This window comes from Streptomyces sp. NBC_01515 (assembly GCF_045040345.1).
Lineage (GTDB): Bacteria > Actinomycetota > Actinomycetes > Streptomycetales > Streptomycetaceae > Streptomyces.
This window is the reverse complement of the sequence record NZ_CP109416.1, coordinates 4,328,828-4,354,141: the sequence shown is the minus strand read 5'-3', so window position 1 is coordinate 4,354,141 and position 25,314 is coordinate 4,328,828. Positions and strand designations below refer to the sequence as shown.

22 protein-coding genes are annotated in these 25,314 nt (G+C 71.6%); 12 read left to right on the top strand and 10 right to left on the bottom strand.

Features of this window, described 5'->3' with window-relative positions; genetic code table 11:
• Position 1: 1 nt before the first annotated feature.
• Together OG407_RS19290 and OG407_RS19285 are read right to left on the bottom strand one after the other, a co-directional pair.
• Positions 2–622 carry a Uma2 family endonuclease gene (locus tag OG407_RS19290; RefSeq protein ID WP_405859623.1) on the bottom strand — a complete coding sequence of 207 codons (621 nt, stop codon included), beginning with the start codon at positions 620–622 and terminating at the stop codon, positions 2–4.
• Between the two features lie 193 nt (positions 623–815).
• Positions 816–1,910, bottom strand: coding sequence for a mechanosensitive ion channel family protein (locus OG407_RS19285; RefSeq protein WP_405859621.1), 1,095 nt, complete (start codon positions 1,908–1,910; stop codon positions 816–818).
• Positions 1,911–2,234: 324 nt separating this feature from the next.
• On the opposite strand from OG407_RS19285, the gene OG407_RS19280 reads away from it, so the two are divergent.
• Positions 2,235–2,771 (top strand): HNH endonuclease, encoded by a 537-nt coding sequence (locus OG407_RS19280; RefSeq protein ID WP_019063156.1) that lies wholly within the window; start codon positions 2,235–2,237, stop codon positions 2,769–2,771.
• A gap of 102 nt (positions 2,772–2,873) precedes the next feature.
• Here OG407_RS19280 and OG407_RS19275 read toward each other — a convergent pair whose 3' ends face one another.
• Genes OG407_RS19275 through OG407_RS19265 form a run of 3 tightly spaced genes read right to left on the bottom strand, consistent with a single transcriptional unit; the run spans position 2,874 to position 5,448 of the window.
• The gene (locus OG407_RS19275; protein WP_405859619.1) at positions 2,874–4,223 is read right to left on the bottom strand and encodes an ABC transporter permease; all 1,350 of its coding nucleotides are present in this window, start codon (positions 4,221–4,223) and stop codon (positions 2,874–2,876) included.
• Positions 4,220–4,918 carry an ABC transporter ATP-binding protein gene (locus OG407_RS19270; RefSeq protein WP_405859617.1) on the bottom strand — a complete coding sequence of 233 codons (699 nt, stop codon included), beginning with the start codon at positions 4,916–4,918 and terminating at the stop codon, positions 4,220–4,222. The genes OG407_RS19275 and OG407_RS19270 overlap by 4 nt, the downstream gene beginning before the upstream one ends.
• On the bottom strand, positions 4,915–5,448 hold the full coding sequence (locus OG407_RS19265; protein ID WP_405859615.1) for a PadR family transcriptional regulator: 534 nt from the start codon (positions 5,446–5,448) through the stop codon (positions 4,915–4,917). The genes OG407_RS19270 and OG407_RS19265 overlap by 4 nt, the downstream gene beginning before the upstream one ends.
• Before the next feature lie 207 nt (positions 5,449–5,655).
• Here OG407_RS19265 and OG407_RS19260 point away from each other — a divergent pair, with 207 nt between their 5' ends.
• The 3 genes from OG407_RS19260 to OG407_RS19250 all read left to right on the top strand — a co-directional run bounded on the left by OG407_RS19260 (position 5,656) and on the right by OG407_RS19250 (position 8,439).
• Positions 5,656–5,967: a hypothetical protein gene (locus tag OG407_RS19260; RefSeq protein ID WP_405859613.1), complete on the top strand. Its 312-nt coding sequence runs from the start codon at positions 5,656–5,658 to the stop codon at positions 5,965–5,967.
• Entirely contained in the window at positions 5,968–8,094 is a 2,127-nt protein-coding gene (malQ, locus tag OG407_RS19255; RefSeq protein ID WP_405859611.1) for a 4-alpha-glucanotransferase, read from the top strand.
• A 66-nt stretch (positions 8,095–8,160) separates the two neighbouring features.
• On the top strand, positions 8,161–8,439 hold the full coding sequence (locus tag OG407_RS19250; RefSeq protein ID WP_329350858.1) for a hypothetical protein: 279 nt from the start codon (positions 8,161–8,163) through the stop codon (positions 8,437–8,439).
• A gap of 97 nt (positions 8,440–8,536) precedes the next feature.
• Here OG407_RS19250 and OG407_RS19245 read toward each other — a convergent pair whose 3' ends face one another.
• Positions 8,537–9,130, bottom strand: coding sequence for a TetR family transcriptional regulator (locus OG407_RS19245; RefSeq protein WP_405859609.1), 594 nt, complete (start codon positions 9,128–9,130; stop codon positions 8,537–8,539).
• Positions 9,131–9,257: 127 nt separating this feature from the next.
• On the opposite strand from OG407_RS19245, the gene OG407_RS19240 reads away from it, so the two are divergent.
• Positions 9,258–10,757: an FAD-dependent monooxygenase gene (locus OG407_RS19240; protein WP_405859607.1), complete on the top strand. Its 1,500-nt coding sequence runs from the start codon at positions 9,258–9,260 to the stop codon at positions 10,755–10,757.
• Positions 10,758–10,776: 19 nt separating this feature from the next.
• On the opposite strand, the gene OG407_RS19235 is transcribed toward OG407_RS19240, so the two are convergent.
• Positions 10,777–11,271, bottom strand: coding sequence for a MarR family winged helix-turn-helix transcriptional regulator (locus tag OG407_RS19235; protein ID WP_405859605.1), 495 nt, complete (start codon positions 11,269–11,271; stop codon positions 10,777–10,779).
• Between the two features lie 151 nt (positions 11,272–11,422).
• On the opposite strand from OG407_RS19235, the gene OG407_RS19230 reads away from it, so the two are divergent.
• The 4 genes from OG407_RS19230 (at position 11,423) to OG407_RS19215 (ending at position 15,927) form a co-directional block, all read left to right on the top strand.
• Complete coding sequence (locus tag OG407_RS19230) at positions 11,423–12,370, top strand: EamA family transporter (protein WP_405859603.1); 948 nt, start codon at positions 11,423–11,425, stop codon at positions 12,368–12,370.
• 19 nt (positions 12,371–12,389) lie between these two features.
• Entirely contained in the window at positions 12,390–13,727 is a 1,338-nt protein-coding gene (locus OG407_RS19225; RefSeq protein WP_405859601.1) for a sigma-70 family RNA polymerase sigma factor, read from the top strand.
• Between the two features lie 86 nt (positions 13,728–13,813).
• Positions 13,814–14,572, top strand: a complete 759-nt coding sequence (locus OG407_RS19220; RefSeq protein WP_405859599.1) for an SDR family NAD(P)-dependent oxidoreductase — start codon at positions 13,814–13,816, stop codon at positions 14,570–14,572.
• 131 nt (positions 14,573–14,703) lie between these two features.
• Positions 14,704–15,927: a M14 family zinc carboxypeptidase gene (locus tag OG407_RS19215; RefSeq protein ID WP_405859597.1), complete on the top strand. Its 1,224-nt coding sequence runs from the start codon at positions 14,704–14,706 to the stop codon at positions 15,925–15,927.
• A gap of 96 nt (positions 15,928–16,023) precedes the next feature.
• Here OG407_RS19215 and pepN read toward each other — a convergent pair whose 3' ends face one another.
• Positions 16,024–18,600 carry an aminopeptidase N gene (pepN, locus tag OG407_RS19210; RefSeq protein ID WP_405859595.1) on the bottom strand — a complete coding sequence of 859 codons (2,577 nt, stop codon included), beginning with the start codon at positions 18,598–18,600 and terminating at the stop codon, positions 16,024–16,026.
• A 112-nt stretch (positions 18,601–18,712) separates the two neighbouring features.
• Between pepN and OG407_RS19205 the strand changes: the two genes are divergently transcribed.
• Positions 18,713–19,186, top strand: coding sequence for a DUF1203 domain-containing protein (locus OG407_RS19205; protein WP_405859593.1), 474 nt, complete (start codon positions 18,713–18,715; stop codon positions 19,184–19,186).
• 129 nt (positions 19,187–19,315) lie between these two features.
• Here OG407_RS19205 and OG407_RS19200 read toward each other — a convergent pair whose 3' ends face one another.
• Positions 19,316–20,332, bottom strand: coding sequence for an aspartate-semialdehyde dehydrogenase (locus OG407_RS19200; RefSeq protein WP_405859591.1), 1,017 nt, complete (start codon positions 20,330–20,332; stop codon positions 19,316–19,318).
• Positions 20,333–20,646: 314 nt separating this feature from the next.
• Here OG407_RS19200 and OG407_RS19195 point away from each other — a divergent pair, with 314 nt between their 5' ends.
• Positions 20,647–21,168 carry a sigma-70 family RNA polymerase sigma factor gene (locus OG407_RS19195; RefSeq protein WP_405868495.1) on the top strand — a complete coding sequence of 174 codons (522 nt, stop codon included), beginning with the start codon at positions 20,647–20,649 and terminating at the stop codon, positions 21,166–21,168.
• A gap of 1 nt (position 21,169) precedes the next feature.
• Complete coding sequence (locus OG407_RS19190; RefSeq protein ID WP_405859589.1) at positions 21,170–21,922, top strand: hypothetical protein; 753 nt, start codon at positions 21,170–21,172, stop codon at positions 21,920–21,922.
• Positions 21,923–21,984: 62 nt separating this feature from the next.
• Here the strand turns inward: OG407_RS19190 and OG407_RS19185 are convergent, their stop codons facing one another.
• Positions 21,985–25,287 carry a S8 family serine peptidase gene (locus tag OG407_RS19185; RefSeq protein ID WP_405859587.1) on the bottom strand — a complete coding sequence of 1,101 codons (3,303 nt, stop codon included), beginning with the start codon at positions 25,285–25,287 and terminating at the stop codon, positions 21,985–21,987.
• Between the last annotated feature and the right edge of the window lie 27 nt (positions 25,288–25,314).

Sequence of the window (25,314 nt, the reverse complement as noted above, 5' to 3'; positions counted from 1 at the left end):
CTCAGTTCTCCAGGAAGGGTGCCGTGTCCAGGGTGGGGTACGGGGCCGGGAGGACGAGGGGATTGCCCAGGCCGACCTTGGACTCGGCGTCGTAGTACGCCTCTTTGGGGTCGTCGCCGGGGAGAACGGGGGCGGTGTAGCAGTGGGCCGTCTTCGTGTTGCGGTTGATCAGGACGAAGACCGGGACTCCTGCGGCGGCGTAGGTGCGGAGCTTCGGGCCGGTGTCCGTCTCGTGGTTGGTGGACGTGACCTCGCCGACCAGGGCGATCATGTCGATGGGGTACCAGCCCCTGTGGGCCTTCAGGTATGAGTCGTCGAGCTCGCTCGGCCTGCGGCGGCGGACGTAGAAGTCCGGGATGAGCAGGGCCATCGTGGTGCCGTCCTTGTGCGCTGCTCGATAGCCGTTGCCCATGCCCACCAAGCGGTGTCCGGCGGCGCGGAACTGGAAGGACAGCTCGAAAGCGCCGTCGTTGTGATTGTCGTTCGGTGCCGGTGGCACGATGGCCATCCCCTCGACGTACTCGGGTCGAATCGGCGTCGTCGACGCCTCCTCGATCGCGATCAGCAGATCGATGGGGTCCTGCTGCGTCATGACCGGCTCCATGATGGGTTCGGCGCTCATCGATGCTTCTCCCTCGTCACGCTGCTGCCAGGCTACGCCCGTGCTGGGTGCCCCGGCAGAACCATGAGTCGCCGGGAGAGCCCGCGACCTGGGTTTCCGCATGCGTTCACTCGAACGGGTGTGCTGAACCGTTCCGGCCGACCTTGGCCCCGCCCGTGACCCCGTCCAACCCCGGGACCCGCGCCCCCAACAGCTATCGCGTCCCCGGCCGCTGCGAAGAAAGCGGCGAAGTGGCCGCCACCTGAGGCGAATCCGAGTTCGAGTACACCGACGGCGCCGCGACCGACTCCGTCGGGTCCGCCACATCGTCCACCGGGTCCGCCGTCGCCCCGCCGACAATGCGGATGTTCGCCTCGTCGAAGGCCCGCTTGACCCGCCACCGCAGCTCTCGCTCGACGGTCACCGACTTGCCCGGCATGGTCTTGGCGGAGAGGCGGACGACCATCGAGTCGATCAACACACTGTCCAGGCCGAGGACTTCGATCGGGCCCCAGAGGAGTTCGTTCCAGGGCTCTTCCTTGCTCATCTTCTCCGTGACCGAGTCGAGCGTCGCCTTTACCCGGTCCAGGTTCTCGGACGCGCGGACGGTCACGTCGACGCCCGCCGTCGCCCAGCCCTGGGACAGGTTGCCGATGCGTTTGACCTCGCCGTTGCGGACGTACCAGATCTCGCCGTTGTCGCCGCGGAGCTTGGTCACGCGCAGGCCCACCTCGATGACCTCGCCGGAGGCGACGCCCGCGTCGATCTGGTCGCCGACGCCGTACTGGTCCTCAAGGATCATGAAGACGCCGGAGAGGAAGTCCGTGACGAGGTTGCGGGCGCCGAAACCGATCGCCACGCCCGCGACACCGGCCGACGCCAACAAAGGGGCGAGGTTGATCTCGAAGGTCGCCAGGACCATCAGTGCGGCTGTGCCCAGGATCACGAAAGACGCCACCGAGCGGAGGACCGAGCCGATCGCCTGGGAGCGTTGACGGCGACGTTCCGCGTTGACCAGGAGGCCGCCCAGTGCCGTGCCGTCCACCGACTCGACCGTGCGGTTCATCCGGTCTATCAGCTTGGTGATCGCCCGCCGCACCGTCATTCTCAGCACCGCCGCGATCACCACGATCAGCAGCACCCGGAGACCTATCGCCAGCCATGTGGACCAGTTCTGCTCCACCCAGCTCGCGGCGTTCGTCGCGCCCTCCTGGGCGTCCTGGAGCGAGGGCACGGTCACCGCCGTCTCCGAAGGGCTCGGGGACGGCGACGGCGTAGCGGCGGCCAGTAGGACGGCGGACAAGGACACGGCAGGTACCTCCAGGTGCTGCGTCCGCCCTCCGGCATGGTCCGACAGGGGCAAGGTCACGAATAGGTCACCAAGAGGGCAGGCGCACCACACTATCGGGGCATCGTGTGCGGATCGTTGCCGTGTTCAGGGGAGAGGCCGCGCTCAGCCGGGAATGAACAGGTGGGACCAACCCACACCCGTCCCGGCCCCGCATCACATGTGGTCGAAAACACTCCCAGCCCGTTACCGGGACATGGTGGCGCTTCCACCAGGCATGAGGGGAGACTGACTACAGATCGTCCCGGCGCGAGCCACGCGCCGCCGACGCACAAGGAGGCATCCGTGCCGCATGTCCTGGTCCTCAACGCGTCGTACGAGCCACTCGGCGTCGTACCGCTCCGCCGCGCGCTCGTCCTCGTCCTGGAGAACAAGGCTGTCTCCCTTGAGGAATCCGGCGCCTTTATGCACAGCGCAACCGTCACAGTCCCCGCACCCAGCGTGGTCCGGCTCAAGCGATTCGTGCGGGTTCCCTATCGGGGGCCCGTTCCTCTCACCCGGCGGGCGCTCTTCGCGCGCGACGGGGGCCGGTGCATGTACTGCGGTGGCGTCGCAACCAGCGTCGACCATGTCATTCCGCGCAGCCGCGGGGGCAAGCACGTCTGGGACAACGTGGTGGCGTCCTGCCGCCGCTGCAACCACACGAAGGCCGACCGACACCTCTTCGAGATCGGCTGGCGGCTGCGCCACAAACCCGCCCCACCCACCGGCCTGGCCTGGCGCATCATCGGGACAGGTCATAGGGACCCGCGCTGGCTGCCGTACTTGCAGCCGTACGGCGCGGAGGACGCGATGGCCCGGATCGACGGCATCTCCGCCTGACGATCCGGGCTTTTGTGTACGCCCATGCACGGCGGTACGGAGTCGTCCGCCCCGGCAGCCCCCCGCGCTGCCGGGGCGGACCGTCATGCGTACCGCGGACCGTCATGCGTACCGCAGCTCGCCCGGCCGCACCGACCGCCGCAGCAGCGGCAGTGACGTGGCCGCCGCGAGCACGCAGGCCGCGTACACGCCGACGGGCACCAGCAGCGCCCAGTACGGCACCGGCACGTCCGCGTGCCTGGAGACGGCGGCGCCGTACCAGAAGCTGATCGCCGTACCGCCGAGGCCCGCCACCGCGATCGCCGGAAGCAGCGGCAGCGCGGTCTCCAGGAGGAGCGCGCGGGCCAGTACGGCGTGCGGCACCCCGGCCGCCACCTGCGCGGCCAGGCCCCGGCGCCGGGTGGCGAGGGACTCGGCGGTGCCGACGGCCAGGGCGGTCAGGACGAGCGCGAAGGCGACGAGGATCGCGGCGGCCGTGAGGTCGATGCCCGTCGTGTAGTAGGACATGCGCGTGCCGAGGTGGCCCCTGCGGCGCATGTCCTCCAGGCCCGCGAGCAGGATCTGCCGTACGCCCGCGAAGCCCGACCCGACGACCGTCACCAGCAGCAGTGCCGCATGCGTGCGGGCGGTCGACCAGGGGTCCTCGCGCATCCGCTCCGCCGCGATCAACAGGGCGGGGCGAGAGGTGCCGGCCGCGAAGCCCTCACCCAGTTGGCGGGACGAGGCCCCGGAGAGCCAGATCGCGATCAGGCTGATCAGCACGGCCAGGACCAGCACCGTCACGGGGCCGAGGCCGAAGGAGACGGGGCTGCCGAAGACCGGGGTCAGCGCGATCGCCGCCGCCGTCACCGCCAGCAGCCGCGTCGCCGTACCGAACAGCCGCCCCGGCCCCCGCACCGGCCGTACCCGCCGCACCCGGCCCAGCGGATCCGCCACCACCCGGCGCAGCGCCACCGCGCTCACGCCCGCGCCCAGCACCGGCACGGCCACGGCGACCAGGACGACACCGGCCCGGGCGACGGCGTACGGCAGCAGCGGCACGACCACCGCCGTCGCCACCGCCGCACCGGCCAGGCACGCGAGCCCCGACTCCAGCGCCGCGATCCGCCGCACCTGCCACGGCCCGGCCCCCGCCAGCCGCAGCGCGGCCAGCCGCCGGTCCCGGTGCACCGCCCCGATCCGCGCGCACTGCCCGAGGAACCCGAGCACCGGGATGAGCAGCAGGCCGAGCGCGAGACTCACGTTCTGCCGGTCACTGGGGGAGTCGAACAGCCCGGATCCGAAGGACACGGAGTAGAAACCGTCCAACGACCGCAGCGCTACGACGGCCAGTCCGATCCCCGTCGCCAGCGCGGCCCCGAACGCCGTCAGCCCGATCCGCCACCACTCCCGCCGGTCCGACCCCTGAGTCAGCAGCCAGGCCAGCCGCAGATCCGCGAGCAGCGCGCTCATACCGTCACCCCCGCCGTCGCCACGGTCCCGTCCGTCAGCCGGATCTCGCGGTCCGCGTACGCCGCGACCTGCGCGTCATGGGTGATCAGCAGGACCGCCGTACCGGACTCGCGGGCCGTCGTGACCAGGGCCGTCATCACCTGCTCGCTCGCCAGGGAGTCCAGCGCGCCCGTCGGCTCGTCCGCGAAGACGACCTTCGGGGAGGTCACCAACGCCCGGGCGAGCGCGACCCGTTGGGCCTGGCCGCCGCTCAGCTCGCCCGGCCGCGACTCGGCCCGCCCGCGCACCCCGAACCGCTCCAGCCACTCACCGGCCGCCGCCCGGGCGTCCGTGCGCGAGGCGCCCGCGAGCAGCAGCGGCAGCGCGACGTTGTCGACGGCCGTCAGCTCGGGTATCAGCTGGCCGAACTGGAAGACCACCCCGAACTCGGTGCGCCGCAGCTCGCTGAGCCGCTTCTCGGGGAGTTCGTCCAGCCGCTCCCCGGCGTATGTCACCGTCCCCTCGTCGGGACGGACGATCCCGGCCAGGCAGTGGAGCAGGGTGGACTTGCCGCTGCCGCTGGTCCCCGTGACGGCGAGGATCTCGCCGGCGCCCAGGTCGGCCGAGGCGCCGCTCAGCGCCCGGGTCCTGCCGTGCGTCTTGGCGAGGTCACGGGCCGCGAGAAGCGGCACCGAGGTGTCCTCCTGGTTGCTCATGCTGTGTCGACCTCCGCGGTCAGAGTGGTCAGCCGGGCCGCCGTCGTCGCCATCCAACGGAGGTCCGCGTCAAGGTGGTTGAGGGCGTAGTCCGCCGAGAGCACGGTCGCCAGGTCGGAGCCCTTGGCGGTCTTGACCGCCGTGAGTTCCCGCATCCGCTCCATGTGGGCGGCGCGTTGGGCCCGCAGATACGCCTCCGGGTCGCCGTCGGCCAGGATCGAGACGACGACCTTGGCGAAGATCTCGTTCGTCACGAAGGGCGCGGGCGGCGCGATCTCCCCTGCCCAGCGGGCGAGTTCACGCGAACCGTCCGTCGTCGAGCGGTACGCCGTGCGCTCCGGGCCGCCGTCCGAGCCGGTGCCGTCGACCTCCGCGAGACCGTCCCGGACCAGGCGTTGCAGGGTCGTGTAGACCTGCCCGTACGCCAGCGGGCGGGCCTGCGGGAAACGTTCGTCGTGGCGTCGCTTGAGGTCGTAGCCGTGGCTCGGTCCCGAGGCGAGCAGGCCCAGCAGGATGTGGCGGGTGCTCATGGCGCTCAGTATGCACCAGGTACATGTACTGAGTGAATAGTGATCAGCAGGAGAATTGCGGGGAGTGGGGGGCGGGAGTGGCTGCCGTGCCACCCGTACCCCAACCTGGAGGTCTGCCGTCGCGCCCACTGGGTAGGGCTGCGGTGACCCGCCCGCACGCCCGACATGACAAGCCCGCCCGCCCGACACGAGAAGAAGGAGGCCCCCGTGGCCGCAGCATCGGCATCGCTTCCGCGCCCGGCCCGCTCCAAACGCACCCCGGAGCCGGCCGCCGACCTCACCCCCGACCTGTTCTTCCTCGACTCCGAGGGAGCCTGGGCCGAGACCCCGCTGACCAGCGAACCGCCGCTGGCCGACGCCGAACCCCTCACCAGCGAGCCCCCGCTCGCCGACGCCACCCCGCTCACCAGCGAGTCCGCCACGATGGACGCGCCGCTCACCAGCGAGGCCGGCCTGATCGGCGACCCGATGAGCGGTGAGGTCGCCCCCTTCGCCGACCCGGACTCGACGAGGCCCTAGATGACCGCACCCCGGCCGGCGGACACCCTCGGCGAGGACCTGTCCCGGCTCGCCGAACTGCACGGCGTCGCCACCGCCTACAGCCCCTCACCGGACCGCGCGCTCCCCGCCTCGGCCGTCGCGGTCGTCGCCGCGCTGGCCGCCCTCGGCGTCGACGCGAGCACCCCGCGGGCCACCGCCGCCGCGCTCGCCGCCCGCCAACAGGAGCTGGCCGAACGGCTGTTGCCGCCCACGATCGTGGGCCGGTACGGCGGTACGCCCGCCGCGCTCGACGCGCTGCCCGAGGGCACCGTGCTGCACATCGAGACCGAGCAGGGCGAGGTGCGGGCGAGCGCCGAGCAACTCCCGCCCGGTGTCCACCACTTGACCGCCACCGCGCCGGACGGCCGTAGCGCCGAGGCCCAACTCGTCGTCGCCCCGGACCGGTTGCCCGCGCCCGCGGGACGGTCGTACGGGCTGATGGTGCAGGTGTACTCGCTGCTCTCGCGGCGCTCCTGGGGCATGGGCGACCTCGGTGATCTGGGTGAACTCACCGCCTGGGCCGGGCGATCGCTCGGGGCCGGGTTCGTCCAGGTCAACCCCTTGCACGCGGCCGTGCCGGGCGCGCCCACCGACCCGTCGCCGTACCGGCCGTCCTCGCGCCGTTTCCCCGACCCGGTGTATCTGCGGGTCGAGGACATCCCCGAGTTCGCCTACGTCGAGGAGAGCGAGCGGGAGCGGTTGCGCGGGCTCCTCTCACAGGCCGCGCGACTGCGGGAATCCGTCCTGGAGAAGGACGCGTTGATCGACCGCGACGCCGTGTGGGAGCTGAAGCGGGAGGCGCTGGAACTCGTCCGCGAGGTCCCCCTCGGCCCCGGACGACGGGCCGCCTACGTCGACTTCCTCGCCCGCGAGGGCGAGGCGCTGGAGGACCACGCCACCTGGTACGCCCTCGCCGAGGTGCACGGCTCGAACTGGCGGGAGTGGCCGGCCGCCCTGCGCGACCCGCGCTCACCCGAAACCGCCCGCGCCCGGGGCGAGTTGATGGACCGCGTCGACTTCCACTGCCGCCTCGCCTGGCTCACCGACGACCAACTCACCGCCGCCCAGCGGGCCGCACGGGACGCGGGCATGCCGATCGGGGTCGTGCACGACCTCGCCGTCGGGGTGCACCCGGACGGTGCCGACGCGTGGGCGCAACAGGAGTACTTCGCCGCCGGCATGTCGGTCGGAGCGCCCCCGGACGCCTTCAACTCCCTCGGCCAGGACTGGGGGTTGCCCCCGTGGCGCCCCGACCGTCTCGCCGAGTCGGGCTACGCCCCGTACCGCCGCCTGCTCCGCGCCCTCTTCCGTTACGCGGGCGCCCTGCGCATCGACCACGTCATGGGCCTGTTCCGCCTCTGGTGGGTCCCGCAGGGGCACCCGCCCACGGAGGGCACCTACGTCCGCTACGACGCCGAGGCCATGCTCGCGATCCTCGCGCTGGAGGCGTCCCGCGCCGGGTCTGTGGTGATCGGCGAGGACCTCGGGACCGTGGAACCGGGTGTGCGGGAGACCTTGCAGGAGCGTGGGGTGCTCGGCACGTCGGTGCTGTGGTTCGAGCGGGACTGGGAGGGCGACGGGCGTCCGCTCGCGCCGGAGCGGTGGCGGGCCGACTGCCTCGCCACCGCCACCACCCACGATCTGCCGCCCACCGCGGCCCGGCTCACCGGCGAACACGTCGAACTCCGCGACCGGCTGGGCCTGTTGACCCGGCCCGTGGAGGAGGAGCGGATCGAGTCCGCCACCGATGTGGGGGAGTGGCTGGCGCTGCTGTCCCGGCTCGGCCTCTACGAACACGCCGACGGCGGCGGGCGGCCCGCGTCCGAGGAGGAGGCCGAGATCCACGCCGTCCACCGCTTCCTGCTGCGCACCCCGGCCCGGATGATCGGCGTCTGGCTGCCCGACACCGTCGGCGACCGGCGCCCGCAGAACCTGCCCGGCACGTGGGACCAGTATCCGAACTGGCGGCTGCCCATCGCCGACGCGGAGGGGCGGCCGGTGACGCTGGAGGAGCTGGCCGCCTCGCCGCGGCTGCACGCGCTGGTGGATGTGCTGCGGGTGGGGTCGGGCGAGGGGGCGGAGGCCGGTGAGGAAGGGGGTCCGTGAGGGGCCTGCGCCCCGTACGGCACCCCCGGGCGCGCGGCCCGTTCGGGCGTTCGCTACTTTTGCGGTGTGGACAAGAAGAACGCCCTGCGCGCCGGTGCCCTGGCTGCCGGTACGACGCTGATGATGCTGCTCATGACGTCCCCCGCGCTCGCGCTCACCCGCGACGACGGTGACGACCCGGGCAATGGCCTGAGCGTCGCCGAGACGCTGGGGCTCTATGTCCTGATCCCGCTCGCCCTGTTCGCGGTCATCGCGGGCCTGGTCATGGCGCTGGACAAGTCCAAGGACCGCGCGCCGAAGGCCAAGCCCGGCAAGACCGGCACCGCCGTCGACGCCAAGGTCTGACCTCACCCTTTCCGGAAGGCGCCCACATCACCCACAGCGGTGAGGCGGGCGCCTTCGGCATGTCCGCTTCCGCTTCCGCTTCCGCTTCCGCTTCCGGTCACGGGCTCGGTGCCGTCAGGTAGCGCTGGAGGGTGGGGCCGAGCCAGGCCACGATCTCCTCGCGGGCCAGCTCGACGGTCGGCGGGAGCCGTAGGACGTAGCGCGTGAGCGCCAGCCCGAGGAGTTGCGAGGCGGCCAGCCCGGCGCGGGCCGGTGCCTGTTCGGGGTCGGGACACGCCTGCCGGGCGGCCGGGAGCAACTGTTCCCGGAAGGTGTCCCGCATCCGCTCGGCCCCCGCCTGGTTGGTCGCGCCGACCCGCAGCATGGCCGTGAACTCCTCGTTCTCCTCCCACAGGCTGAGGAAGTGCGTCACCAGCGCTCGGCCGACGTCGGCCCGCGCCACCGTCCCCAGGTCCGGCAGCCGCAGATCGAAGGACACGGCTGCCGCGAACAGGCCCTCTTTGTTGCCGTAGTAACGCATCACCATCGACGGATCGATCTGTGCGTCCTTGGCGATGGCGCGGATCGTGGCCCGCTCGTAGCCGTCGGCGGCGAAGCGCTCGCGGGCGGCTTCCAGGATGGCGTTGCGGGTGACGTCGGAGCGGCGTGCGCCGCCGACTGTTTCGGTACCTCTGCTCTTGCTGCCGTTCATGCCAACAAGCGTAGGCCAACACGTGTTGACAGTCCAGGGGCCGGGTTCTACCGTTGTCAACGCCCGTTGGCCTACAGATGTTGGCCAACGTGCGTGGACCAACAGGCGTTGGCATCAGGAGGCCATCATGAACGGCATCAGCTACCCCGACCGCACCGTCATCGTCGTCGGCTCCGGCCCGACCGGCCTTCTGCTGGCCGGTGACCTCGCCGCCGCCGGTGTCCCGGTCACCCTGCTGGAGAAGCGCCCCCAGAAGATCAGCAACCTGTCCCGCGCCTTCGTCCTGCACGCCCGCACCCTGGAACAGCTCGACGCCCGCGGCCTCGCCGACGAGGTGGAAGCGGCGGGGCAGGCCCTCGACCGGCTCCGCCTGTTCGGCCGGCTCGACGTCGACCTGACCACGCTCCCCTCCCGCTTCAACCACCTGCTCGTCCTTCCGCAGTACGAGGTGGAGAAGGCGCTGCTGCGGCGCGCGGTCGAGGCGGGCGTGGACTTCCGCTACGAGGCCGAGGTGGTCGGGCTGTCGCAGCACGCGGACGGTGTGACCGTGGAGGTCCGCGGGCCCGGCGGGGCGAACGAGTCGCTGCGGGCCGCGTACGTCGTCGGCGCCGACGGGATGCGCAGCGCGGTGCGGGACGCGGTCGGGCTGCCGTTCCCCGGGCAGGCGGTGATCCGTTCCGTCGTCCTCGCGGACGTGCGGCTCGCCGAGAAGCCGGACACGGTCCTCACCGTCAACGCCACCGGCGACGCCTGGGCCTTCCTCGCGCCCTTCGGCGACGACTACTACCGGATCATCGGCTGGTACCGCGGCCGTGACGTCCCCGACAGCGAGCCCCTCGACCTCGACGAGGTCAGGGAGATAACCCGGCTCGCCCTCGGCCGCGACTTCGGGATGTACGACGCCCGCTGGATGTCCCGCTTCAAGAGCGACGAACGCCAGGCACCCGGCTACCGCGTCGGCCGGGTCTTCCTCGCCGGCGACGCCGCCCACGTCCACACGCCGGCCGGCGGCCAGGGCATGAACACCGGCCTCCAGGACGCGGCCAACCTCGGCTGGAAGCTGGCCGCGGTGATCGACGGTCACGCGACCCCGGAACTCCTCGACACCTACCAGGCCGAACGCCACCCCGTCGGCAAGGCCGTCCTCCGCAGCAGCGGCGGCATCGTCCGCCTCGCCATGGTCAGGCGCCCCTGGTCCCTGGCGCTGCGCGCGGTCCTGATGTCCTTCCTCAACAACTTCGCCCCGGCCCGCTCCAAGGTGAACAGCCAGATCACCGGCATCGGCTACGCCTACCCCGCGCCCCGCGGCTCCCACCGCCTGACCGGCACCCGCGCCCCGGACGTGACCCTCGCCGACGGCGGCCGTCTCTACGAGGCGCTGCGCGGCGGCCGGTTCGTACTCGTCACCCCGAAGACCCACGCCACGACGGCCTACGACGTGAAGGGCGGCCGCCGCAACCGGCTGGTCGTGGAGCACTGGGCGAGCGACCGCCGTACGGTGCTGCTGGTGCGCCCCGACGGTTACGTGGCCTGGGCCGCGGACACCGCCGACCCGGCCGCGATCGAGGCGGCCCTCGCCGAGCACGTCGGCGGAAAGGGCCTGCCGCTGAAGCGGCTCGTCGCCTGAACGCACCCGCCGGGAGCGGCTATCGCTCCGTCGAGGTCAGCAACTTCCGGAGCAGGTCGGCCAGTTGGTCGGCCTGTTCGGCGTCGAGGCCGGAGAGGGCCGCCGTCTGGGTGGCGAGGCCGGAGCCGACCGCCTCGTCGATGAGTGCCAACCCCTTCTCCGTCAGGGTCACTTGGAGGCCCCGGCGGTCGTGCGGGTCGGGGGAGCGGCGGAGCAGGCCGGCCCGTTCCAGTTTGTCGAGGCGGCCGGTCATGCCGCCGGTGGTGAGCATCAGGGTCGCGGAGAGCTCGCGCGGCGAGAGCGTGTACGGCTCGTCGGCTCGGCGCAGGGTCGCGAGGACGTCGAACTCGCCGCGTGAGATGCCGTGCGGGACGTACGCCTTCTCCATGCGGTCGCCCATGGCCCGGGCGAGCCGGAAGATCCGCCCGAAGACCTCCATCGCGGCGGTGTCGAGGTCGGGCCGCACGGCCGCCCACTGCTCGACGATCGCGTCGACGGGGTCCTTGTCGTTCATGGGGTGAGTATCCGCCGGTCAGTAGGTCGGTCGCAAGAAAGTGGATCAGCGGTCAGTGGGTCTCGGGTCAGTGGATCACGGGTTAGTGGCTTGACGCTAACTAGCTTACGGCTAAGCTAGTTACCAGTGACCTACCTGAAGGGTGCGTCCCATGACGACCACCAGCCGCCCCGCTCTCATAGCCCTCACCGCCCTCGCCCCCATCTCCTGGGGCACCACCTATGCCGTCACCACCGAGTTCCTCCCGCCCGACCGCCCCCTCTTCACCGGCCTGATGCGCGCCCTCCCCGCGGGCCTCGTGCTCCTCGCGATCGCCCGGGTGCTGCCGCGCGGTGCCTGGTGGTGGAAGGCGACGGTGCTCGGCGCGCTGAACATCGGCGCCTTCTTCCCGCTGCTGTTCCTGTCCGCGTACCGGCTCCCGGGTGGCATGGCGGCGGTCGTCGGCTCGGTCGGGCCGCTGATCGTCGTAGGCCTCTCGGCGGTGCTGCTGGGGCAGCGGCCCACGGCCCGGAGCGTGCTCACCGGCGCCGTCGCGGCCTTCGGCGTGAGTCTCGTCGTACTGAAGGCGGCCGGAGCGCTCGACCCGGTCGGGGTGCTCGCGGCCCTCGCGTCCACCGCCTCGATGTCCACCGGCACCGTGCTGACCAAGCGGTGGGGCCGCCCCGACGGCGTCGGCCCGCTCGCCCTCACCGGGTGGCAACTCACCGCCGGCGGGCTGCTGATAGCCCCCGTCGCCTTCCTGGCCGAGGGTGCGCCGCCCGCGCTGGACGGCCGGGCGGTCGGCGGTTACCTGTACCTCGCGCTGGCCAACACGGCGATCGCGTACTGGCTCTGGTTCCGCGGCATCGGCAGGCTCTCCGCGACCCAGGTCACCCTCCTCGGGCCGCTCTCCCCGCTGACCGCGGCGGTCGTCGGCTGGGCGGCGCTCGGGCAGGCGCTCACGGCGGTGCAGGTGGCGGGGATGGCGCTGGCGTTCGGGGCGACCGTGTTCGGGCAGATCGGTACGCGTACGCCTCCTGTTCCCGTGCGGGAGGTAGCGTCACGCGGGAATGTCGTTACGCAACGCCGTGCGGCGACATCTGTGACGCAACGCTCGTGACGCAACGCCGGAGGCGCTCGTGGCCGAAGACTCCTGCCCCAGTTGTGGCAAGCCGCTCATCGCACGGGCGGGCCGTACCGGCCGGCGTTCCGTGTACTGTTCCGCCGCCTGCCGGCAGAAGGCCTACCGGGAGCGGCAGGGTGGCGGTGGCGGGGTCGGAGTCGACGGGCTGATCAAGGAGATCGGGCGGCAGGTGGAGGAGTTGGTGCCGCAGCCGCCCTCCGTCTTCTACTCCGGCGTGACGGAACTGTCGTCGTCCGTCGCGCGGCTCCGGCGGGTGGCGCGTACGGCGCGGGACACCGCCCAGGAGCCGGCTCGGGAATCCGTCACGCAGACGCCCGTTACGGGAGCCCCCGCAGTTACCGCAGTCCTCCAAGTCCCCGTCGACGAAGGCGACTTCGCGGCCCTCGTCGAGTCCCACCGCCGTGAGATCCAGGTCCACTGCTACCGCATGACCGGGTCGTACGACGACGCCGAGGACCTGGTGCAGGAGACGTTCCTGCGGGCCTGGCGGGCCCGGGACACCTTCGAGGGGCGGGCCGGTGCCCGTACCTGGCTGTACCGCATCGCCACCAACGCCTGCCTGGACTTCCAGCGCCGTACGGCCCGCCGCCCCAAGCGCTACGAACCGCTGCCCGGCATGAACCACGGCGGCGGGGAGCCGCCCGCCCGCATCACCTGGCTACAGCCGTACCCCGACGACGAGTTGCCCTCCGCCGAGGAGCAGCCGGAGGCCGCCGCGGTCTCCCGCGAGACCCTCGAACTGGTCTTTCTGGCCGCCGTGCAGCATCTCCCGCCGCGCCAGCGCGCGGTGCTGGTGCTGCGGGACGTGCTCGGGCTGACCGCCGTGGAGACCGGCGAGGCGCTCGGCATGACCGTGGCCTCGGTCAACAGCGCGCTGCAACGGGCCCGCCCCACCCTGCGCGACCGCCTGCCCGGCCGGCGTGCCGACTGGACGACCGCCGAACCCACCGAGCACCAACGCGCCCTGGTCAAGCGGTACATGGCCGCCGCCGAGCGCCTCGACCTGTCCGAGGTCGCCACACTGCTCAGCGAGGACGTCACCCTCACCATGCCGCCGAACCCGTTCTGGTTCACCGGCCGCGACGCGCTCCTGGAGTTCCTGAGTGTGAGCCTCGACGTCAACTCGCCCATGTTCCTGGGCCATTGGCGCCATCTGCCCGCCCGCGCCAACGGCCAGCTGGCGGCCGGGGGTTACGTCCGTCGCCCCGGTACGACCGTCTACCGCGCCCAGGTCCTCGACGTGCTGCGCTTCGACGCCGACGACCGGATCGTGGAGATCACGTCCTTCGAACCGCACCTGTTCCCGGCCTTCGGGCTGCCGCTGCGGTTGTGACCGACAGGGGTGACCGATGAGCGGCGGGCCCCGCGTGCGTCTGTACGACCGACTCGAACGACACACGACCCGCAAGGAGAACCACCATGCTGCTCACCGACAAGACCGCGGTCATCTACGGCGCCGGAGGCTCGATCGGCGGTGCGGTCGCCCGCGCCTTCGCCGCCGAGGGAGCCCGCGTCCACCTCGTGGGACGCACCCGGGAGACGCTGGAGGCCGTGGCGGGTGACATCAAGGACGCCGAGGTCGCCGTCGTCGACGCGCTCGACGAGACGGCCGTCACGGAACACCTCGCCCGCGTCGGCGACATCGACATCTCCTTCAACCTCGTCTCACGGGGCGACGCGCAGGGGCTCCCGATCACCGAGATGCCGGTCGACGACTTCCTGCGGCCGGTGATCAACGGCACCCGCGCCAACTTCATCACCGCCCGCGCCGCCGCCCGCCGCATGGCCGAACGCGGTTCCGGCGTCGTCCTCACCCTCAACAGCGGTTCCGCGCACGGCAGTCCGATGATGGGCGGCACCGGCCCCGCCGACGCGGCGACCGACAGCCTCGTGCGCAACCTGGCGATGGAACTGGGCCCGCGCGGCGTGCGCGCCGTAGGACTGTGGGCCGCCGGCATCCCCGAGACCCTGACCGTCGAGAAGCTCGGCAAGGTCAACCCCGACCTCAACGAGGCCGCGATCCAGGGCATCCTCGACCACCTGTCGAGCCTGCGCATGACCCGCCGCAACCCCACCCTCGCGGAGATCACCGCGACCGCCGTGTTCCTCGCCTCGGACCACGCGGCGAGCATCACCGGCACGTTCGTGAACGTCACGGGCGGGATGTTCCCGGGCTGAGGACGGGCCGGGTGGGGTCGTCCGTCCCCCGGGGTCCCTCTTGACACGCCGTACTCCTGGAGCTCCCATGAGAAAGTTCAACAGCCCTACAGGCAAAGGGAGTTGGCGGGGTGGTGAAGGGGAGAACCGGCGTGCGGACACCGCTCGTCCCGGGTGCGCCGTATCCCGGCGTCGACGAACTGGAGCGGCAGGCGCGCGCGTTGGTCGCCCTGGCGCCCGGGGTGCTGCGGCTGCGCGCCGTGGGGGAGAGCCGGGCCGGGCGTCCGTTGTGGCTGCTGTCGGCCGGGCACGGGGACCGGCAGTTCCTGACCGTCGCGGGCGCGCACGCCAACGAACCCGTGGGCGGGGCCTCCGCACTGCGCCTGGCACGGCTCTTCGCGCGCCGACCGCACTACCTCCAACTGCTCGGCTGCACCTGGCACTTCCTGCTCTGCCTCGACCCGGACGGGGCGCGCCTCGCGCAGGGCTGGCAGCCGGAGGAACCGGAGCCGTCCCTGGAGGAGTGCCACCACACCTTCTACCGGCCCGAGTTCGCCTGCCGGCCCGAGTCGATGCCCGCCCGGGGCGAGGGACGGCAGCCGCTGCCCGAGTCCTCGGCGCTGGTGCGGCTGCTCGACGAACTGCGGCCCGCCGCCCAATTCACCCTGCACGGAATCGAGTTCGGCGGCGGCTTCGTCATGCTGACCAAGGACGTCCCGGGCGTCGCCGACGCCTTCCGGCACACCGCGGCCCGGCTGCGGATCCCCCTCGTCCATCACCCCCTCGACGGCCTCGACTGGCGCCCGGAACCGCCCGGCGTCCTGGTGCTGCCGTCGGACCGGGGCACGGGCGAACGTGACCAGAGCGGCTTCGTCGCCGAGAGCACCTGGCTCCATCCCCGGCGCTACGGCACCCTCACCGCCCTCGTCGAGGCGCCCGCCTGGTCCGTCGCCGCGACGGGTGACCCGAGGCCCGCCGCCGACCCGGCGGGGGAGACCGCGCGGGTGAGCGAGCTGCTCCTCGACCGGACCCGGCAGCTCACCGCCGTACTCGGCGGGCGGGCGCTGGACGGTGTCCCCGAGGACCTGAGGCCGCTGCGGGACGCGGGGCTGGAACTCGTCGACGTCTCGCCGTCCATCGCCGACACCTGGGCCGCCGAGGAACTCCCCGCGCACGAGGGCCACTTCGCGACCCTGGCGTCTCCGCCCGCCGGGTCCCGCTGCGCGCGGCGGCCATGCTGCGCCGCGCCCTCGCCCGCACCGACCCCGACGCCTGCGAGACCCTCGGGAACCTGGTGCACGAGTGGTGCCGGGAGCTGCGGAAGTCCTACGACCCGCGCTGGGTGCCCGTGGCCGTGCAGACCGGGCTGCATCTGAGGACGATGCTCGACACCGCCCGTCCGCTGTGCGCGGAGGGCGGGTACACGGAGGGCGGGTGACCGACCGGGTCACCCGCCCTCCGTGCGGCCCTGCCTAGTGGTCGGCAGCCGCGTCCGCAGCCTGTGCCTTCAGTGCGCGCTCGACGCCCGAGCGGGACTCCGAGACCAGGCGGCGCAGGGCCGCGTTGGGCTCGGTGGTGGTCAGCCAGGTGTCCGTGCGGTCCAGGGTGTCCTGGGAGACCTGGATCGACGGGTAGAGGCCGACCGCGATCTGCTGGGCGATCTCGTGCGACCGGGTGTCCCAGGCCTCCTTGACCGCCGCGAAGTACTTCTCCGTGTACGGCGCCAGGAGTTCGCGCTGGTCGGTCTGGACGAAGCCCGAGATCACCGCCTCCTGAAGGGCGTTGGGGAGCTTGTCGGACTCGACGACCTGCGCCCAGGCCTCCGCCTTCGCCTCCTCGGTCGGGCGGGCGGCACGGGCGGTCGCCGCGTGCTGCCCACCGGCTGCCGTCTTGTCCCGCTCGTACTCGGAGGCGATGTCCTCCTCGTCGAAGTGCCCGACCGCCACGAGCCGCTCGACGAACGCCCAGCGCAGCTCGGTGTCGACGGCCAGACCCTCGATCGTCGTCGCGCCGTCCAGCAGGGCGTCCAGCAGGTCCACCTGCTCCGGGGTGCGCGCGGTCGCCGCGAACGCCCGCGCCCAGGCCAGCTGGTGGTCGCTGCCCGCCTCGGCTGCGCGCAGGTGCGCCAGCGTGGCGTCCGTCCAGCGGGTGAGCAGGGCGTCGCGGGCGGCCGGGTCGGCGTACAGCTCGATCGCGAGCTTCACCTGCCGCTGGAGCGACTGCACGACGCCGATGTCGGACTCCTTGCCGATGCCCGACAGGACGAGCGACAGGTAGTCACGGGTGGCGAGTTCGGCGTCCCGGGTCATGTCCCAGGCCGAGGCCCAGCACAGGGCGCGGGGCAGCGAGGACTCGAAGTCGCCGAGGTGCTCGGTGACGAACGCGAGGGACTGCTCGTCGAGGCGGACCTTCGCGTACGACAGGTCGTCGTCGTTGAGCAGCACCACGTCCGGACGCCGCTTGCCCACCAGCTGCGGTACGGCGGTGAGTTCGCCGTCCACGTCCAGCTCGACGCGCTCGTCGCGCACCAACTTGCCGGTGCTCTCGTCGAGTTCGTACAGGCCGACGGCGATGCGGTGCGGGCGGAGGGTGGGCTCACCCTTGGCACCCGCAGGGAGTGCCGGGGCCTCCTGGCGGATCGCGAAGGTGATGATGACGCCCTCCGCGTCCGTCTCGATCTCCGGGCGCAGGATGTTGATGCCGGCGGTCTGCAGCCACGCCTTCGACCAGGCGCTCAGGTCACGCCCGGAGGTCTCCTCCAGCGCGCCCAGCAGGTCGGACAGACGGGTGTTGCCGTACGCGTGGCGCTTGAAGTACGCCTGCACGCCCGCGAAGAACTCGTCCATGCCGACGTACGCGACGAGCTGCTTCAGGACGCTCGCGCCCTTGGCGTACGTGATGCCGTCGAAGTTGACGAGGACGTCGTCCAGGTCGCGGATCTCGGCCATGATCGGGTGCGTGGACGGGAGTTGGTCCTGCCGGTACGCCCACGTCTTCATCGAGTTGGCGAACGTGGTCCACGAGTGCGGCCAGCGCGAGTCGGGCGCGTAGGCCTGGCAGGCGATGGAGGTGTAGGTGGCGAACGACTCGTTCAGCCACAGGTCGTTCCACCACTCCATGGTCACGAGGTCGCCGAACCACATGTGGGCCAGCTCGTGCAGGATCGTCTCCGCGCGCACCTCGTACGCGGCGTCGGTCACCTTGGACCGGAACACGTACTGGTCGCGGATGGTCACCGCGCCCGCGTTCTCCATCGCGCCCGCGTTGAACTCCGGGACGAACAGCTGGTCGTACTTCTTGAAGGGGTACGCGTAGGCGAACTTCTCCTGGAACCAGTCGAATCCCTGCCGCGTGACCTCGAAGATCGCGTCCGAGTCGAGGTACTCGGCGAGCGAGGGCCGGCAGTAGATGCCCAGCGGCACGCTCTGCCCGTCCTTCTCGTACACGCTGTGGACGCTGTGATACGGCCCGACGATCAGCGCGGTGATGTACGTCGAGAGGCGCGGCGTCGGCTGGAACACCCAGGTGTCGTCCCGGGGTTCGGGCGTCGGGGAGTTGGAGATGACGGTCCAGCCGGAGGGCGCCTTCACGGTGAACTGGAAGGTGGCCTTGAGGTCGGGCTGCTCGAAGGCCGCGAACACGCGGCGGGCGTCCGGCACCTCGAACTGGGTGTAGAGGTAGGCCTGTTGGTCGACGGGGTCGACGAACCGGTGCAGCCCTTCACCGGTGTTGGTGTAAGCGCAGTCGGCGACGACGCGCAGAACGTTGGGCCCCTCCAGCAACCCGGCGAGCGCGATCCGCGAGTCCTTGAAGACCTCGTCGGGGTCGAGCGGGTCGCCGTTCAGCGTCACCTCGCGGACGGCCGGGGCGACCAGGTCGATGAAGGACTCGGTGCCGCCCTCCGTCACATCGAAACGCACCGTCGTCGCGGACCTGTAGGTCCCGCCCTCCTGCGCGCCGGAGAGGTCGAGATCGATCTCGTACGAGTCAACGGTGAGCAGCGTTGCCCGCTGCCGCGCCTCTTCGCGAGTCAGGTTTGTGCCAGGCACGCGGTCATCTCCTCGTTATGTGTGGGTTACGCCATCCTTCCACGGGAGCTGCGGGAAGCGCGATGTCCGTATCCCGCCGGTGAGCGGGGCGGACGGGCGCGAGCCTGGTGTCATGACGACGTACACGGCACGGCCCGTCGACCCGACAGTCCTGAAGGAGCTGCGCTCTGCTGACGATGCGGGGCGCGGAATGGTTCCCGCACTCGATGAGGAGGGCGGCGCTCCGCTCCGCTGCTGCCTGCGTCGCAGCGAGCCGGGCGAGCGGATCGCCCTCGTCTCCTACGCCCCGTTGCGGCGCTGGGCCGCGGAAACGGGTGCCGAGCCCGGGGCGTACGACGAACAAGGCCCGGTGTTCATCCACGCGGACGAGTGCGCGGGGCCTGCGGTCGGCTCCGGGTATCCCTTCGCGGACGCCCACCGCGTGCTGCGCCGCTACTCGGCCGAGGGCCACATCCTGGGCGGCGAGCTGGTCGACACCCTCGACGACGACGCCATCCGCGGGGCCTTCGCCGACCCGTCCGCGGTCCTCGTCCACGTCAGGGCGGTGGAGTACGGGTGCTTCTTCTATGAGGTACGCAGGGCGTAGCGCCCTGCGCACCTCAAACACCGGACGGGCCGAGAATCCAGCCTCTCCGGCGTTTGAGGAGCGGGGTCTGGGGCGGGGCCCCGGAGGGATGGGACGGGTAGGGGCGGCGGGGGCGGAGAACTCCCGGCGTCAGCCGTTCAGCTCCGCCGCCACCAGCTCCGCGATCTGCACCGCGTTCAGCGCGGCGCCCTTGCGGAGGTTGTCGTTGGAGATGAACAGCGCGAGCCCGTGCTCGACCGTCTCGTCGGCGCGGATACGGCCGACGTAGGACGGGTCCTGCCCGGCCGCCTGGAGGGGCGTCGGGATGTCGGTCAGGGCGACACCCGGGGCGCCGCCGAGCAGCTCCGTGGCGCGCTCGACCGAGATGGGCCGGGCGAAACGGGCGTTGACCTGGAGGGAGTGCCCCGAGAAGACCGGGACGCGGACGCAGGTGCCGGAGACCTTCAGCTCGGGGATCTCCAGGATCTTGCGGGACTCGCTGCGGAGCTTCTGCTCCTCGTCGGTCTCGTGCAGGCCGTCGTCGACGATGGAACCGGCGAGGGGGAGCACGTTGAAGGCGATGGGGCGCTTGTAGACCTGCGGCTCGGGGAAGTCGACCGCCGAACCGTCGTGGGTGAGCTTGTCGGCGTCGGCCACGACCTTCAGGGCCTGCCCGTGCAGCTCGGCCACCCCGGAAAGCCCGGAACCCGACACCGCCTGGTAAGTGGCGACGACCAGCGCTTCGAGGCCCGCCTCCGCGTGCAACGGCTTCAGCACCGGCATCGCGGCCATCGTCGTGCAGTTCGGGTTGGCGATGATGCCCTTGGGCCGGTCGACGATCGCGTGCGGGTTCACTTCCGAGACGACCAGCGGGACCTGCGGGTCCTTGCGCCACGCGGAGGAGTTGTCGATGACGACCGCGCCCTGCGAGGCGACCTTCTCGGCCAGCGCCTTCGACGTCGCGCCGCCTGCCGAGAACAGCACGATGTCCAGCCCGGAGTAGTCCGCGCTCGCCGCGTCCTCCACCGTCACGCCGTCCAGGACCGTCCCCGCCGAACGGGCCGAGGCGAACAGACGCAGCTCGGTGACCGGAAAGTTCCGCTCCACGAGGATCCTGCGCATGACCGTGCCGACCTGACCGGTGGCTCCGACGATTCCGACCTTCACGGCGACTCCCTTTGCGTGCGTTCTACGTGGTCCAGCGCTTCCATGATGCGTCTCACCCGTGCCCGCCTGTCCAATCCTTTCGCCGCCCGGCCCGAGGAGTGGGACGCGACACCGGAGTGCCCCCGGCCCGATCCTCCGGCGACGGCTCCGCGCACTGCGAGAAATCCGCCCCGCACCGGCCCAGGACCGCAAGCCGTCCCGCCCGCCGGTGTGATCCACGCCTCCGCCCGCCGCCGCGGAAAACTCCTCCTCGCCCGGCCGAACGTTTCCGCCCGCTCCCGCGTCGTAGAGGAAACGCGGTGAGGGGGTGGCTTGTGCTGCGCAGAAAGGCCCGCCGGGTCCAGGAGGACGACGATCCTCTGGACGCGGCCCAGGAACGCCGGGTACGGGCGGTGCTCGCGCTCGGCGGGGTGCCGCAGGCGGATCTGCCGGACGGCGTCCAGCAGGTACGGCTGCGGTTGCTGGAGCGGGCGGCGAAGGGCGACGAGGCGCCGCGCGACGTCTCGGCGTGGGCGGCGGTCGTCGCCTCGAACCTCGCCATGGACTGGCACCGCGCCAAACGCCGCCAGGAGCGGGTGGGGGAGCGGCTGGCCTCCCTGCGCCAGCTGGAACACCCCTCCGGCGAGGACACGAGCGTCCTGTCCCTGGCGGTGGCGCAGGGCCTGGACGAACTGCCCGACCAGCACCGCCAGGTCCTCGTCCTGCGCTTCTTCGCCGACCTGCCCGTGCGCGGGATCGCCGAGGAACTCGGCATCCCGGAAGGCACGGTCAAGAGCCGGCTGCACACCGCGGTCCGCGCCCTGCGCGACCGCCTGCACGAGGACGAGGTGGTGTGACATGACCGCCGAACGGCATGAGAACGAGTACGACGGCATGGACGCGCTGATGGCCGCGATCACGGACGAGCCCCTGCCGGAAGCGGCCCGCGCGGACGCCGGGTTCATGGCCGAGCACGCGCTCGCATCGGCCGAAGTGGCGCTGCTGAGGGAGCAGTTGGGGCTCATCGGGGAGGCATTGTCGGCGCCCCCGGCATCCCCGGCACCCTCGGCACCGGTGATCAGCGCCCGCCCGGTCCGCCGCCGCCGTCCCGCCCTGCGCGTCCTCGCCTACGGCACGCTCGCCACGGCCGTGATCGCCGGGATGGTCACCGGGCTGGCCTGGCTCGGGGCCCACAACGGCGGCGCCTCCGCCGACTCCTCCGCCGCCCAGAGCAAGTCCGACGCCCCCGCCAAGGTGTCCGGCGACGGGCCGGCGCCGTCCGACCCGGAGCTGGCGCTGGCCTGCGACCGGCTCGTGGTCGAGGGCACGGTGGCCGAGGTGGAGACGTACGTGGACGACCCCTGGAGCCGGATCGTGCTGACCGTGATCCGCTCCTACAAGCCCGCCGAGGGACCCTCCCAGGTGTCCTTCCTCCTCGACGGCGGAGCGGACCCGAAGCCGCGCAAGGGCCAGCACGTGCTGGTCACGGTCGGACGGGGCCAGCAGAACGCCGGCCTCTGGGCCGTCGGCGACACCCGCGTCGCCGTGAACCGCGCCTGGATCCTCAAGGCCCTGCCCGGCTCCCGCACCACCACCTGCCCCGCCCACTGAACACGAAAGGGGCGGGCGCCCGCACGGACGCCCGCCCCCTCACCGCCGTATCCCTGTCAGGGCTACGACGTGACCTTCTCGATCTTCACGCTGCCCAGCCCCGCGACCGTGCCGCGGGCGTTGACCAGCTGGACCTGGCCGAAGAACTCGCGTCCCTCGGGAGCCGGGGCCAGCGCGGTGACACTGCCCGAGACCGTCGCCGAGGCGCCCGTGGCGAGCTTCACCGGCGTCGAACCGTCGACGGTGACCGTGCCGAGCGCCGGGGAGAAGAACACGTCCCGGTAGTCGTACGCGGTCGAGCCGGACGGCACCGAGTAGCCCGCGACCTCGACGGTGTAGGTACCGGCGGCCGGGTTGGCGATGGAGACGGCCTCCTCCGAGTCGCCGTCGGCGGAGGTGCCGACGACCGTCCCGGCGGCGTTCTTCACCGTCAGGTCCAGGTCCGCCGCCGTGTCCGACACGTTGCCGATCGCGACGTCCAGGGACGTGGCGCCGGCGGGGACGTCGACCGTGGTGGTCTGGGTGACGCCCTCGGTGACGGTGGGCCGCGCGGTCAGCGAGGAGCCGAGCGGGCCGCCCTTCAACGTGCCGGTGAGGGCCGCGTAGTTGTTCGTCACCTTCCAGGAGGCGGTGGCCGGGACGCCGACCTTCGCCTCGGGCACGGTCACGGTCTCCGGGTCGAAGGCCGCGCCGAGGACGGTGGCGTCCAGCTTGTACGGGTTGTCGAGCAGCGGCGAGGTGCGGCGCGCCTCGACCTCGATCTCCCAGACCCCGGCCTGCGGGTCGGCGTACGACCGCACGTCGGGCTTGCAGCCGTTGCCGTTCAGGTAGTTGTTGTAGCAGTACGGGGTGCCCGTGTCCTCGACCGGAACGCCGTACGGGTGGATCGAGATGAACCGCGTCTGGCTCTTGTCCTTCAGCCCGCTGATCGCGACCTCAAGGGCCTTGGCGCCCGCGGGGACGGTCACGAAGTACGACCGGGTGCTGTTGCGCTGCACCGAACTCGCGGTGGAGTAGGTGTAGTTGACGGGCGAGGCGACCACGACCGTCGTGAGGATCTGCTTGTCGATCCCCTCGGTCTTCGGGTCGTCGACCTCCAGGATCGCGCTCTTGATGCCCGAACTCCTGGGCGCCGCCTGCACCTTGACCGTCACCGGCCGGTTCAGCGGGAGCTTGACCTCGTCCGGGCCGACGATCCGGAAGGTGTCACCGGCGTTGTTCCCGAAGTGCAGCTCGTGCCGAACCGCCTTGTCCGCACCGGTGGTTCGCGTGATGGTGATGTCGTACGTCTTCTTCGCACCGGCCTTGAGGCCGCCCTCGCGGTCGTACAGTCCCGTGCCGAAGCCCGGGGTCTTCAGCGCGTAGTCGATCGCGGTGTCGACGGGAGCCTTCACCGTGTACTCGTGAGACGTGGCGCCGTCCCTGATGGACTTCCACGCGTCCACGATGTTGATGAGGCCCGCGCCCTCCTCGTACGCCTGAACACCCTTGATGTGATCGGCGGTTGAGGTCAGCGCCGTGCGCAGGCTCGCCGGGGTGAGGGCGATGTGCTTCTGCTTGGCGGCGCTCAGCAGCAGCGCCGAGGCACCGGCTGCCTGCGGGGAGGCCATCGAGGTGCCCTGGAGCATCGAGTAGCCGGCCGGCAGCGTGTAACCCGCCTCGGGGACCGGGGAACCCGGCAGCCAGGTCTGGGTCGAGTTGATCGCGGCGCCTGGCGCGACGAGCGTCGGCGTGAAGCCGCCGTCCTCACGCGGACCGCGCGAGGAGAACGGCAGCAGCTGGTACTTCTTCTCCACCTGGGAGCCGTAGTTGGCCGCCCAGGTCTGCTTCGAGATCGAGGCGCCGACCGAGATCACCTTGTCGGCCAGTCCGGGGTCGCCGATCGTGTTGGCGCCCGGACCGGAGTTGCCGGCCGAGATCACGAGCTGCACGCCGTAGGTGTCGATGAGGCGCGTGTACAGCGCGGCGCGCGCGTTGTTGCCGTCGTTCAGCGCGGGCAGGCCGCCGATCGACATGTTGACGATGTCGACACCGCGGTTGGCGACGAGGTCGATCATGCCCTCGGTGAGCGCCACGTTGGTGCAGCCGCCGGTCCAGGTGCAGGCGCGCGAGGAGACGAGCTTCGCGCCCGGCGCCTCGCCGTTCATCTTGCCGCCGAACAGGCCGTTGGCCGCGGTGATACCGGCGACGTGCGTGCCGTGCTCGGACTCGATGACCCCGATGTTGACGAAGTCGGCGGTCTTGCCGACCCAGGACCCGCCGTACGGGTCCATCGGGACGTCCTTGCTGATCTGCACGACGAACGGCTGCCGCTCGACGACGTCCGTCGCCGGGTTGTCGGTCCCGAAGTAGCCGATCTGGTAACCGTCCTTGTACGGCTTCATCGGGGTGTCGTCGCTGAAGTTCTGGTTGTTGTTCAGGTCGACCGTCACCGTGCCGGCCGCCGGGTCGTACAGGACACCCCACGAGTCGGTGGTGTCGCCGTCACGGTTCGCGTCGCCCGCCGCGTCACCGCCGGTGGTGTACGACTCCTTGAACGTGCTGATCTCGTACGACCCCGTCGGCGCCGTCCAACTCGTGCCGCCGTAGGTGAAGTTGGGGCCGGAGACGGCCGTCACCATCGGGCGCCAGGTCTGGTCGCCGTCGACGATCGGGTCGGTCGAGGTGACCCAGTCGACGATCTTGCGCTCGCCGGTGGTGGTCTTCTGCAGCGCCGGGTGGCCGAGGTCGACGCCGGAGTCGAGGATGCCGATGGTGATGCCGCGGCCGTCCGCCTTCGGGTTCTTCTTCACGAAGTCGACGGCGCCCGTCTCGAAGGACGGGTTGTACGGGTTCTCGGCGGGGGTGTTCTTGTTCGGCGCCGGGTAAGTGGTCGTCGCCGTGGCCTTGTTGGCGCTCTTGGCGCCCTTCGCGGTGTCCGCGCTCGGCGTCGGGTCGTCGAGGGCGATCTCCTGGCGGAGGTCGATGGCCTGCACCGAGGACAGCTTCGCGGCGGCGGCGATCGCCGAGTCCGCCCTGCCGGTGGGGACGGTGGCGCGGACGTAGCCGAGCTTGTCGTAGGTGCGGCCCACGGAGCCGCCCTTGACCGCGTCCAGCTGCTGGGCGACCTGCTCGGTCGCGCCCGGCGCGGTGGCGATCATCATCGTGACGTTCTTGTCGCCGTCGGCCTTGGCCGTGGCGAGCAGGTCGGCGTCGTCCGAACCGAGTTTGGCGGCGGCGGACTTGACCGTGCCGTCCGCGGGCGTGGTGGCGGACGGTGAGTCGGCGGAGAAGGCCATGGGTATCGGCCCGGCCGCGGAGAGCGCGGCGACGAGACCGGCGGCCACGGATATTCGGGCCACGCGTCTCTGGTGGGAGAGGGTCATCGGCATCCCTTGTAGGTGAAGAATCCA